Origin of the sequence: Xanthomarina spongicola (assembly GCF_003148645.1) — a bacterium.
Classification (GTDB): domain Bacteria; phylum Bacteroidota; class Bacteroidia; order Flavobacteriales; family Flavobacteriaceae; genus Xanthomarina; species Xanthomarina spongicola.
Window position 1 is genome coordinate 180,412 of record NZ_QGGP01000004.1, and the last position, 13,237, is coordinate 193,648.

Sequence of the window (13,237 nt, forward strand, 5' to 3'; positions counted from 1 at the left end):
TTAAATTCTATCAATTAATAAAAGAGTGGTCGTTACTAAAGAAAGTGCAGTAACAATAGTACCTACAGTCTGCATTGTAGTTGTTCCAGTACCCCAAGACTTTTGCTTTAAAGGTTTCACATAAATAATATCATTGGGCTGAATATAGTAATAAGGAGATTGCATCACTTTAGCGTCCAACAAATTGACATGATGAATTTTTTGACCTTGTGGATACTGTCTAATAATCAATACATCTTCTCTATTTCCTGTCATCTCAATATCTCCAGAATTAGCTAAAGCTTCAAAAACATTTACTCGCGCTTGATAAAGTGTTTGTGTACCAGTTCTTTTGACTTCTCCATTTACAGTAAAACGAATCCCTGTTAATTTTACAGAGACAAAAATATTAGCAGTCTCTTTAAACTCTTCTTCTAATAAAGTTTTCTCTAAAAGCTGTTCTATTTCTTCGGTAGTATACCCAAGTACATTTATTTCTCCCAAAACTGGCACTCGAATATTCCCATGTAAATCAACTGTAAATCCATCAAAATAAGCTCTCTCTTCTCCATCAGCATTCAAATTTTCTTCCCCTACAGGATTGAAAATTTGTACATTATCTTGATCCAACGCTTTTACACGAATATTCAAAATATCATTAATTTGAATCCGATAAGGCTTCTGTTTTTCAGTAATCACTTGAGTAGTATCTGTAGCTGTTTCCATGTTCTGCAAATACACCAAATCTTTATTTGGAATACAAGACATAAAACCGATACTTATAAGTAGATATACCAGAACGAACTGCTTCTTCATAAGGACATTTATAGTTTAATCACAAATATAACTTTTCGATAGGAATATCAAAACTAATGTAGTTAATTTTGGTTTTTATACGTTTATTTGCAAAAAACTTAGCCCTTTGAACTATTTAACTGTAGAAAATATCTCAAAATCTTATGGAGAGTTAAGTCTCTTCCAAGACCTTTCATTTAGTATTCATAAGGATCAAAAAATAGCCTTTGTTGCTAAAAATGGGACTGGGAAGACTTCTATTTTAAATATGCTTTCAGGGAAAGACACGCCAGATACTGGAAATATTATTTATAGGAAAGACATTCAAGTGGCTTTTTTATCTCAAGATCCAGAACTGAACAACAACTTAACAATTGAAGCTGCCATTTTTGATACCAAGAACCCCATTCTAGATGTCATAAAAAACTATGAAAAAGCTCTAGAACACCCAGAAGATGAAGAAGGGTATCAGAAAGCTTTTGAGCAAATGGATAGTTTTCAAGCCTGGGATTTTGAAACCCAGTACAAGCAAATCCTGTTTCAACTGAAACTAGAAGATTTGAGCCAGAAAGTAAATACACTCTCTGGAGGACAAAAAAAAAGACTAGCTCTAGCTATTGCCTTATTACAGAAACCTGATCTTTTAATTCTAGATGAGCCTACCAACCATTTAGATTTGGAAATGATTGAATGGCTGGAAGACTTTTTTGCCAAAGAACAAATGACCTTATTTATGGTTACTCACGACAGGTATTTTCTGGAACGTGTGTGTAATGAAATAATCGAGCTCGATCAAGGGCAACTGTACACTTATAAAGGAAATTATTCTTACTATCTGGAAAAGAAGGATGCACGCATAGAGAATGAAGCTGTAGAACTTGGAAAAACCAAACAACTCTTTAAGAAAGAATTGGATTGGATGCGCAAACAGCCTAAGGCCAGAACCACGAAATCGAAGTCGCGTATAGACGATTTTCACGATATTAAACACAAGGCCCAACAACGCCGAAACGACCATGAGATTCAGTTAGAATTAAACATGGAGCGTTTGGGCAGTAAAATTATTGAACTGCACAAAGTCTCTAAAGCTTATAAAGATAAAATTATCTTAAATGGTTTTGATTACACCTTCCAAAAAGGGGAACGTTTAGGGATTATTGGTAAAAACGGAACTGGAAAATCGACTTTCTTAAATTTAATTACCCAGACCCAAAAACCAGATTCTGGAAAAGTGGTTTTAGGAGAAACGGTTAAGTTTGGGTACTACACACAGGCTGGAATCCAGGTAAAACCCGACCAGAAGGTCATTGATGTTATTAAAGAATTTGGGGAGTATATTCCATTAAAAAAAGGGAGACAAATAAGTGCGCAGCAATTATTGGAACGCTTTTTATTCGATAGAAAAAAACAATACGATTTTGTTGAAAAACTAAGTGGTGGCGAACGCAAACGCTTGTATTTATGTACGGTTTTAATTCAGAATCCGAATTTCTTAATACTAGATGAGCCAACCAACGATTTAGATATTGTTACCCTAAATGTCTTGGAAAGCTTTTTACTAGATTTTCCTGGCTGCTTGATTGTGGTGTCTCACGACAGGTATTTTATGGATAAAATTGTGGACCATTTGCTTATTTTTCGTGGTGAAGGCATCATAGAAGATTTTCCAGGAAACTATTCCGACTTTAGAACTTATGAAGATAGTCAAGAAATTGAATCCAGTTCAAACGATTCTAAAAAAGACAAAAAGCAATGGAAAAAAGACAGTAATACCAACCTATCTTATAACGAGCAGAAAGAATATAAAAATATTGAAAGTAAATTAGCTTCTCTGGAATTTGATAAAAAAGCATTAGAGAAGCAATTTCATGATGAGAGCTTAACACCAGAACAAATTCAAGACCTCTCACAAAAACTCCAAACCATTTTGGATGCTATTGATGAAAAAGAAATGCGTTGGTTTGAGTTGAGTTCGAAGCTGGAGGAGTGAAAATAGTTTGCAGTCTCAGTCGCAATGAATCAATGAGTCGATGTGTCAATAAATCAATATAAAACAAAAAAAGTCCGTCATTGCGAGCGAAGCGTGGCAATCTCATGATGCTTTCGCAAACAAGTAACAGATTGCCACGTCATTCCTATCGTCACTCCCTGCCTTCCGGCAGGCAGGCTCGCAATGACATCAAAATTTATACTATGAAATTACTAGTTTAAATATGTTTTACCAACAAAAACAATACATACAATTCCTATTAAAGTCCACCAACCAACATGGTGTTCACTCTCCTTTTGTATATGATTTAGTTACGAATTGTTTTTATGATTCTAAAGTCTATCCGGAATACAAAGACTTAAAAGATTATAGAACAGCATTATTAGCCAATAAGAATACACTAGAAATTACAGATTTAGGTTCTGGCTCCAAAGTCACTAATAACACCTCCAGAGCTATTTCGTCTATTGCCAAACATTCTGGAACCAGCTTTAAACGAACAAAATTACTTTTTAGACTTTCTAAATACTTTCAATTTCAAAACATACTAGAATTAGGAACCTCTTTAGGTATTGCTACTCAAGCAATTCATTTGGGAAATCCAGTAGCTCAAATAACAAGTATTGAAGGTTGCCCAAACATCTCAAATACTGCAAAATCAAATTTATCTAAGAATAAAAATGTCAAATTGCTTGTTGGAGATTTTGATTCGCACATAGAGAAGATTGAACAAAACAGTTTTGACTTCGTATTTTTTGATGGCAACCATAACAAAGAAGCTACATTAAGATATTTTGAAAAACTTCTCCCTAAAACTCATAACAACACGCTTTTTATTTTCGATGATATTTACTGGTCTAAAGACATGACAGAAGCCTGGGAAACAATTAAGAAGCATCCTAAAGTTTCTGTAACCATTGATACGTTTTTTTGGGGCTTTGTTTTTTTTAGAACAGAACAAGTGAAGGAGGATTTTGTAATTCGATTGTAATATTTTGTTCAGCTAATAAACAGATTGTCACGCTTCGATGTTTAGACAACACTTCGACAAGCTCAGTGTGACAGCCCAGCACAGGCTTGCTCAGTGTGACAATACAGGTTTACTACTAATGACGGCAGGTTGGCTCATGGTTCTTGGCTCTTAAATAAGGTATCATACTTTTTAACTTATAACCTTTTGCCTTTTCACTTTTTACTTTTAACTTTATCACATGAAAATCTACACAAAAACAGGAGACAAAGGAACCACAGCTTTATTTGGTGGTACACGAGTTCCAAAGCATCATATTCGCATAGAAAGTTACGGAACTGTCGATGAATTGAATGCTCATATAGGCTTATTAAAAGACCAGGATATCAATCCACATTACAAAGATGTATTATCTCATATCCAAGATCGTTTATTTACTGTAGGCGCTATTTTAGCAACCGATCCAGAAAAGGCTATTTTAAAAAGTGGAAAAGAACGTTTAAACATCCCAAAAATTTCAGAAGAGAACATCGAGCGACTTGAAAAAGAAATGGATATTATGAACGACAGCCTTCCTCCTATGACAAACTTCATCCTACCTGGTGGTCACCAAACGGTGTCATTCTGTCACATAGCACGTTGTGTCTGTAGAAGAGCAGAACGTTTAGCAGCTGCATTAAACGACTTAGAGCCAGTTGAGCCAAGCACCTTAATGTATTTAAACCGTCTATCTGACTACCTTTTTGTCTTGGCACGAAAGTTGTCATCAGATTTAAAGGCAAACGAAATTAAATGGATTCCCGAAAAACATTAATTCGTTTGTTATAATAATAATCACTGCAAAAACTGGATTTGTTTTAATTAAAAAACAGTGAGAAAAAACGTTCTTTTTATTGATGTATAATTAATTGATTTTTTTCTTGTTTATATGAACTAAAAATTTATTTTTGCAAAAAATAAAAACAATTATAAAATGTATTGGACATTAGAATTAGCATCTTATTTAAGCGATGCGCCTTGGCCAGCAACTAAAGATGAATTAATTGATTATTCAATTAGAACTGGAGCACCATTGGAAGTAGTTGAAAATCTTCAGTCTATTGAAGACGAAGGAGACCAATATGAATCAATCCAAGAAATTTGGCCTGATTATCCAACAGACGAAGATTACCTCTGGAATGAGGATGAATACTAATAAGTAAACATTATTAAAAAAAGTCTCGTTTAGAGGCTTTTTTTGTGTCTAATTTTTCGGGAAACTTAATAACAAACCGTAACTTTGAGGGTTATAAAAACTCTTAAAAAAACTCAACATATATTTATCAGTTTATTGCTGATATAACTAAAAATAATAACACATGACCTTTTTAGATTCTGTACTAAAAGTATTTGTCGGCGATAAGTCGAAACAAGATGTTAAGGCTATCATGCCTATAGTAAAAGAGATAAAGACTTTTGAAGCTGCCCTTGAAGCACTTTCTCACGATGAACTAAGAGCTAAGACAGACGCTTTTAAAACTCAAATTGCAGAAGCAAGGAAACCCTTCAACGACAATATAGACCTATTACTTAAAGAGGCTGAAGCTACAGAAGATATTGACAAACGTGAAGATATTTATCTAGAAATAGATAGTATTAAAGACCGTATTTATGAAGTTACCGAAGAGGTTTTAAATAATATCTTACCTGAAGCATTTGCTGTTGTAAAAGAAACAGCTAAACGTTTTGTAAACCACACAGAAATTAAAGTCACTGCTTCGGCATTCGATAGAGAACTTTCTGGAGATAAAGATTATGTCTCACTTGACAACGACCATGCAATCTGGGCAAATTCATGGGATGCAGCTGGAAAACCTATTACTTGGGACATGGTGCATTACGATGTACAGCTTATTGGAGGTATTGCTATGCACCAAGGGAAAATTGCAGAAATGCAAACTGGTGAAGGTAAAACCTTAGTGGCAACACTTCCTGTTTATTTAAATGCACTAGCTGGTAGAGGTGTGCATCTTGTAACAGTAAACGACTATCTAGCGAAACGTGATAGCGCTTGGATGGCTCCAATATTCGAGTTTCATGGTCTTAGTGTCGATTGTATAGATTATCATCAACCAAACTCTGCAGCTCGTAAAAAAGCCTATTTATCAGATATTACTTACGGAACAAATAACGAATTTGGTTTCGATTATTTACGTGATAATATGGCACATTCGCCAAACGATTTAGTACAACGTCCACATCATTACGCTATTGTCGATGAGGTTGATTCTGTTTTAGTAGATGATGCACGTACTCCATTAATTATTTCCGGACCTATACCACAAGGAGACAGACATGAGTTTACAGAACTTAAGCCTAAGGTTGAAGAGATTGTTTCTGTACAACGTAAATATTTAACTGGTGTTTTAGCGGAAGCTAAAAAACTAATTGCTGAAGGAGACACCAAAGAAGGTGGTTTTCTATTATTAAGAGCTTATAGAGGAATCCCTAAAAACAAAGCCCTTATTAAGTTTTTAAGTGAAGAAGGTATTAAACTGTTGCTTCAGAAAACAGAAAATCAATACATGGCAGACAATAACAGAGAGATGCCAAAGGTAGATGCCGAGCTTTACTATGTTATTGAAGAAAAGAACAATCAAATAGAACTTTCAGATAAAGGTATTGAGTTTTTATCTGGTAAAGACAATCCAGATTTCTTTGTGATGCCAGAAATTGGTGTTGAAATCGCAAAAATTGAAGCACAAAATTTATCTTCAGAAGAAGAAGCTAATCTTAAAGAAGACTTATTTAGAGATTTTGGTGTTAAATCTGAACGTATTCATACATTAAATCAATTATTAAAAGCCTACGCTTTATTTGAAAAAGACATTCAATACGTTGTTATGGAAAACAAGGTCATGATTGTCGATGAGCAAACTGGTCGTATTATGGATGGTCGTCGTTATAGCGACGGATTACACCAAGCCATTGAGGCCAAAGAGAATGTAAAAATTGAAGATGCCACTCAAACGTTTGCAACAGTAACGCTTCAAAATTATTTTAGAATGTACCGTAAACTGTCTGGTATGACAGGTACTGCTGTAACAGAAGCTGGTGAATTCTGGGAAATCTACAAATTAGATGTAGTTGAAATTCCGACCAACAGACCTATTGCTAGAGATGACAGAGACGATTTAGTATATAAAACCAAGCGTGAAAAATACAATGCCGTAATTGATGATGTTACGAAACTATCTGAAGCTGGCAGACCAGTTTTAATTGGTACCACTTCGGTTGAAATTAGTGAGTTACTTGGTAAAATGTTAAGCATTCGTAAAATACCACACAACGTATTAAATGCTAAGCAACATAAAAAAGAAGCCGAAATAGTAGACGAAGCAGGTAGAACTGGGCAAGTAACTATTGCTACCAATATGGCTGGTCGTGGAACAGATATTAAATTAACAGATGCTGTTAAAGAAGCTGGTGGTCTTGCTATTGTTGGTACAGAACGTCACGATTCTCGTCGTGTTGACAGACAGTTACGTGGTCGTGCTGGTCGTCAAGGAGATCCAGGAAGCTCTCAGTTTTATGTATCTCTAGAAGACAACTTAATGCGTTTATTTGGTAGCGAACGTATTGCTAAGATGATGGATAGAATGGGCTTGAAAGAAGGCGAAGTGATTCAGCATTCTATGATTTCAAAGTCTATTGAACGTGCACAGAAAAAAGTAGAAGAAAACAACTTTGGAATTCGTAAAAGACTTTTAGAGTATGATGATGTTATGAACTCGCAACGTGAAGTTGTTTACAAACGTCGTCATCACGCTTTATTTGGAGAACGTCTTCGTGTAGATTTAGCCAATATGATTTATGATACATCTGAAGGTATTGCTGAGGCAAACAAAGCCGTAAACGATTATAAAAACTTTGAGTTTGAATTAATTCGTTATTTCTCAATGAGCTCTCCAATTACTGCTAATGAATTTGGTAAATTATCAGTTCAGGAAATTTCATCTAAAGTCTATAAAGAAGCATACAATCATTACAAAGAAAAAATGACTAGAAATGCTGACTCTGCTTTTCCTGTTATTAAAAATGTTTATGAAAATCAACGTGATAAATTCAAACGAATTGTTGTTCCTTTCACAGATGGTGTAAAAACATTACAGGTTGTTACAGATCTTGAAAAAGCATATGAAACTCAAGGAAAACAATTAATTACCGATTTTGAAAAGAACATTGCTCTTGCTATTATAGATGATGCCTGGAAAACGCATTTACGTAAAATGGATGAGTTAAAACAATCGGTTCAATTAGCAGTTCACGAACAAAAAGATCCTTTGTTAATCTATAAGTTTGAAGCGTTCGAATTATTTAAAAGCATGATTGATCAAGTAAATAAGGACGTAATCTCGTTCTTATTTAAAGGTGAATTACCTACTGAAGAAACAAATGCGATTCAAGAAGCCAAACAAACAAAGAGAAAAGAAAACTTAAAAACTCAAAAAGACGAGATTCCAAATCTAGATGAACGTTCTGCACAAAGCAGAGCTGCTGGAAACACGCAACGTCAGCAAGATGTGGTAGAAACTATTGTTCGAGATAAACCAAAAATTGGACGTAACGATAAAGTGACTATCAAGCATGTTATGAGTGGTGAAAATAAAACGCTTAAATACAAACAAGCCGAACCATTAATTGCTAAAGGCGATTGGGTTCTAATTGAAGAATAAAATTCTAATATATGTTAAAAAAAAGCCAAGCTTAGCTTGGCTTTTTTATTTATTTAATCTTCATAACCGATATATTTTTCGTTTTAACGAAAAGTCTTTTTAAAAAACCTTCTTCTTATATAAATTCATTAATTTTAACTTAAGATTCTTCCTCATAAAATAAAAATTATTTTTTCGATTAATAGCTACAAACGAAAAAATTAAAATTATGTATTTATTTTTTATGAAAAAATTTAATTATGCAATTTCTTTATTAGCAGTTATATCCTTTTTTAGTTTATCAATCGACTTAACATCTCAAACTATAAGTTTCGGATCTTCTGGTTTAATTGATGCCAACGTTTTAAATCCAACATCATTAGATTTTGGACCAGATGGCAGACTCTATGTTTCGCAACAAAATGGTGTTATTTGGGCTTTTACTATTGAAAGAGATCTCGCTCCACAAGGTAGTGGGACGTACAATGTTATAAACTCTGAACAGATAACTAACATCCGGTTAGGTATTCCAAACCATACAGATTCAGGTCTTTTTAATCCAAGTCAACAAAGGTTAATTACTGGTATAATGACGGCTGGAACTTCACTAAACCCAGTTCTTTATGTAACCTCCTCCGACTATCTAATTGGTGGTGGTGGTTCTGGTAGCGACACAAATTTAGATACTAATTCAAGTATGATTTCAAAATTAACTTGGAATGGTAGTAGTTGGGAAAAAATAGACCTAATACGTGGTTTACCACGATGTGAAGAAAATCATGCAATTAATGGCATGGATATGTTTGAACGTGATGGGTCAACTTTTCTTCTAGTTGCTCAAGGTGGGCAAACAAATAAAGGAGCTCCTAGTAATAACTTTGCTGGTACTCCAGAATATTTTCTTTCTGCAGCAATTTTAATTGTAAATTTAACTCAATTAGAGAGCATGCCTGTATATACAGATTTGCGTTCTGGAACAGAATTTATATATGATTTGCCGACATTAAATGACCCTTCAAGAATTGATATTAATAACACACATCCTGAATTCCCTTATGAAGTTGGGCATCCTTTATATAACTCAACAATTGACTTAGGTGATCCTTTTGGTGGAAACAACAGTTTAAATCAAGCATTTCCTGAAGTTGGTGGACCTATTCAAATTTTTTCTCCAGGCTATCGTAATGCTTACGACGTTGTAATTTCTGAAGGAGGTAAAATCTACAGTTCAGATAATGGCCCTAATGGTCAATGGGGAGGTTTTCCAAAAATTTATGACAAAGCAACAGATGTATTTTTAGGAGATGAAAAAACTATTACCTATGACCCAGTAAACCATTACATTACAAATGAATTTAATGAAAATGGATCAAATTTACATGGCGATCCTTTACATTATATTGGTTTAACTACTGATGCAAATGGTACATATTATGGTGGGCACCCAAATCCTATATTAGCTTTTCCATCCAGAGCAAAAGTAAATGTATATGAAGACACTGGTTCAACATGGTCACTTATAGAATCGCATGACCTTGTAGATCTTTTACCTGGTGTATCTGGTTATTTTAATACATCATTTACAATTGGTGATTTCCCAGAACAATCTAGACTTGGTGAATACTTACTAGATGAGCCCATTGCTAGCACAAAAAATAATATACTTGATGTTGTGAGTTCATCTACTAATGGAATTACTGAATATACAGCTTCAAATTTTGGTGGCATAATGCAAGGTAATATCTTAACCGCATCCTTTAATGGAGATATAAATAGATATAAGCTAAACCCAACAGGAGATTCTGTTTTAGAACACGAAGCAACCTTTCAAGGTTTTGGAAGTATTCCGTTAGATGTTATTGCACAAGGAGATAATGATATTTTTCCAGGAACAGTTTGGGCTGCTACTTATGGCTCTAGCAACGTAACCGTTTTTGAACCATCAGACATTAGTTGCTTACAACCTGGAGATGTAGGTTATGATGCCAATGCAGATAATGATGGTGATGGATTTACAAATCAAGATGAGTTAGATAATGGAACCAATATATGTTCTCAAAGTAGTAAACCAACTGATAATGATGGCGACTTTATTTCTGATCTAAACGATCCAGATGATGACAACGACTTTATTCTTGATGTTAATGATGCTTTTGCAATAGATCCTAATAATGGTTCAACAACCAATCTTCCCATATTATATCCTTTTTGGAATAATGACCCAGGAACTGGTATGTTTGGTTTAGGGTTTACTGGACTTATGTTGGACCCTTCGGGTAACACAGACTATTTAGATCAATTTGACACTGATGATATGTCTTTTGGTGGTGCTGCTGGGAAAGCGACCGTAGATCAAGTTACTGGTGGAGATGCCTTTGGAAACTTAAATACACAAGATTATGGTTTTCAATTTGGTATTAATGTAGACAGTAATTCTAATCCATTTACAATTCATTCTAAAGTAGAATCACCATATTTTGGTTCAGGAGGTTCACAACAAACTCCTGTAGATTTTCAATCATATGGCATTAGTTTCGGAAATGGAGATCAAGATAATTACTTAAAAATTGTAATTATGAATGGTGTTCTCAATAATGATGCAAATTATGGTTTGCAAGTTTTATTAGAAGATGGAGGTGTTGTTACAAGCGATACTAAATATGATGTTCCAAATATTTTAAATTCTAGTTCGTTAGATCTTTATGCATCTATTGATCCGGCAACAAACACAGTACAACCTTTTTATTCTATAGACGATGGTCAAACTTTAAATTTATTAGGGTCTCCAATTACATTACCTGCTAGTTTTTTAGATGATTCTGACAATAAAGGATTGGCAGTTAGTTTAATTTCAACTGCTAGAACGGCTTCTACACCAAACTCTTTTACCGCTACTTGGGATTTTATTAAAGTGTACGAAAATCTGGATGGTGTTTTATCTGTAATACCAGATGTGTTAGACTTTGGCTTAACACCTGATATTAATTCGCAACGTACTAAACTCGTTACGATTAATAATGATGGAGGACCTACAGATAGCGCAATTACTGTAACTGGTTTTAACTTTACTGGTACAGATGCATCCTTATTTTCAAGCGATGTTACATTTCCTTTCGACATTAACCCTGGTACTTCAGTTATTGTACCAATAGATTTTGATTCAGATCAAATTATTGGAACTAAAAATGGTGTTTTAAATATTGTTCATTCTGGAAATAACTCACCATTAGCTTTACCTCTTATTGGTGAAATAACAGATATTTTTACTCCTATTGTAAGAATAAATGCTGGAGGTACTGCAGTAACTGCATCAGATGGAGGCCCAGAATGGGAAGACAATACAGCATTTGTTGGACCTTCCTATATTTTATCTTCAGGCTCTCCATATTCTCTTACAGGTATGAACTACAATTTAAGAGACGAATCTATTCCAGATTATATCTCTTCAACAGAATATATTGAAGTAATGCGCATCCAACGAGGAAATAGCAATGAAGAATTTCCTATGATTTTTACAGTACCTCTTCCAAATGGAGAATATATTGTGAATCTATACATAGCTAATTTATACAATGGAACTTCTGAGCCAGGCGAACGTGTTATGGATATTAACATTGAAGGCCAAAGAAGAAGAAGTGACTTTGACCCATCTGCTGAATTTGGGCATAGAATTGCAGGTATGCTACAATTCAATGTTACTTTAACTGATGGAAATTTACAAATGCATATCGCAACTAATATCCAAAATCCAATAATAAATGCTATTGAAATATTAGGTCTAAAATATTCAGAACTTGAAATACAACCAATAGCTGACCAAACAAATTGTGAATTAGAAATTTCAGATTTTTCAGCTATAGCTTCTGGTGGAAATCCTGCCGATAATTTAACCTTTGAAATTACTGGTCAGCCAACAGGCATAGATATTGAACCAACAAACGGTTTGATTTTTGGAGTTATTGATGAAACATCTGTAACTGGAGGTCCAAACAACGATGGTGTTTTCCAAGTAACAGTTACTGTATCTAAACCTGGTAGTTTAGATACTTCAACTAATTTTCAATGGACTGTTCTAGACGATACTGAAGCACCAGTAATTACTTGTCCAACAAATATTATAGAAAATGTTTCAGTTGGAACTACCGAAACGAACATAATTATTATAGAACCAACAGCTACAGATAACTGTTCTAATACATTAACTTATTTAGGTATTAGATCTGATGCATTAGCATTAACCGATCCATATCCACTAGGTGACACATCTATTACTTGGACAGTGACTGATGCTTCTAATAACACGTCTTCATCCTGTATACAAAACATAAGTGTGGTTATCCCTGAATTTAATTTAGATTTAAGCGTGAGCCTTCAAGGACGAGTAGATTTTAGTGGAACATATTCTGTTATTTTATACGATTTAAATGATTTAATAACACCTGCTTATAGTTTCTCTGAAACTAGTGATAATTTAGGGAATCTCTCATTAAGTTCAACAATAAGCCAGAGCAATTATAAAGTTCTTGTAAAACATCCTATGTATTTACAAAGAGTAATTACTATTAATTTAACTGCAAATGCTTCAGAAACTATTACAGAACTTTTAGCTGGTGATGCAAATAACGATAATCTTGTAAATATTTTAGATTTTGGAATTCTATCTGGCTCTTTTGGCTTAACTTCTTCAGATTCAGGCTATAATAGCTCTGCAGATTTTGATGGTAACGAAGTTATTAATATATTGGACTTTGGATTATTATCAGGTAATTTTTCAACCATTGGAGAAACACAAAACAATTAATATATATA

7 protein-coding genes are annotated in these 13,237 nt (G+C 34.1%); 6 read left to right on the forward strand and 1 reads right to left on the reverse strand.

From position 1 onward, the window contains the following. Complete coding sequence (locus LX78_RS09660; protein ID WP_170109837.1) at nucleotides 1-795, reverse strand: polysaccharide biosynthesis/export family protein; 795 nt, start codon at nucleotides 793-795, stop codon at nucleotides 1-3. A 106-nt stretch (nucleotides 796-901) separates the two neighbouring features. Between LX78_RS09660 and LX78_RS09665 the strand changes: the two genes are divergently transcribed. The 6 genes from LX78_RS09665 to LX78_RS09690 all read left to right on the forward strand — a co-directional run bounded on the left by LX78_RS09665 (nucleotide 902) and on the right by LX78_RS09690 (nucleotide 13,229). Further along, nucleotides 902-2,764 carry an ABC-F family ATP-binding cassette domain-containing protein gene (locus LX78_RS09665; protein ID WP_109682459.1) on the forward strand — a complete coding sequence of 621 codons (1,863 nt, stop codon included), beginning with the start codon at nucleotides 902-904 and terminating at the stop codon, nucleotides 2,762-2,764. Nucleotides 2,765-2,987: 223 nt separating this feature from the next. After that, complete coding sequence (locus LX78_RS09670; RefSeq protein ID WP_109682460.1) at nucleotides 2,988-3,755, forward strand: O-methyltransferase; 768 nt, start codon at nucleotides 2,988-2,990, stop codon at nucleotides 3,753-3,755. A gap of 220 nt (nucleotides 3,756-3,975) precedes the next feature. Then, the gene (locus LX78_RS09675; RefSeq protein WP_109682461.1) at nucleotides 3,976-4,548 is read left to right on the forward strand and encodes a cob(I)yrinic acid a,c-diamide adenosyltransferase; all 573 of its coding nucleotides are present in this window, start codon (nucleotides 3,976-3,978) and stop codon (nucleotides 4,546-4,548) included. Between the two features lie 159 nt (nucleotides 4,549-4,707). Continuing rightward, nucleotides 4,708-4,929 carry a DUF2795 domain-containing protein gene (locus LX78_RS09680; RefSeq protein WP_007648604.1) on the forward strand — a complete coding sequence of 74 codons (222 nt, stop codon included), beginning with the start codon at nucleotides 4,708-4,710 and terminating at the stop codon, nucleotides 4,927-4,929. Nucleotides 4,930-5,092: 163 nt separating this feature from the next. Then, entirely contained in the window at nucleotides 5,093-8,449 is a 3,357-nt protein-coding gene (gene secA, locus LX78_RS09685; protein ID WP_109682462.1) for a preprotein translocase subunit SecA, read from the forward strand. 223 nt (nucleotides 8,450-8,672) lie between these two features. Next, nucleotides 8,673-13,229: a malectin domain-containing carbohydrate-binding protein gene (locus LX78_RS09690; protein WP_170109838.1), complete on the forward strand. Its 4,557-nt coding sequence runs from the start codon at nucleotides 8,673-8,675 to the stop codon at nucleotides 13,227-13,229. Nucleotides 13,230-13,237 lie beyond the last annotated feature (8 nt).

Coding starts and splice junctions, on each gene's coding strand:
- LX78_RS09660 (WP_170109837.1), bottom strand. CDS start 795: ATGAAGAAGCAGTTCGTTCTGGTATATCTACTTATAAGTATCGGTTTT.
- LX78_RS09670 (WP_109682460.1), top strand. CDS start 2,988: ATGTTTTACCAACAAAAACAATACATACAATTCCTATTAAAGTCCACC.
- LX78_RS09675 (WP_109682461.1), top strand. CDS start 3,976: ATGAAAATCTACACAAAAACAGGAGACAAAGGAACCACAGCTTTATTT.
- LX78_RS09680 (WP_007648604.1), top strand. CDS start 4,708: ATGTATTGGACATTAGAATTAGCATCTTATTTAAGCGATGCGCCTTGG.
- secA (WP_109682462.1), top strand. CDS start 5,093: ATGACCTTTTTAGATTCTGTACTAAAAGTATTTGTCGGCGATAAGTCG.
- LX78_RS09690 (WP_170109838.1), top strand. CDS start 8,673: ATGAAAAAATTTAATTATGCAATTTCTTTATTAGCAGTTATATCCTTT.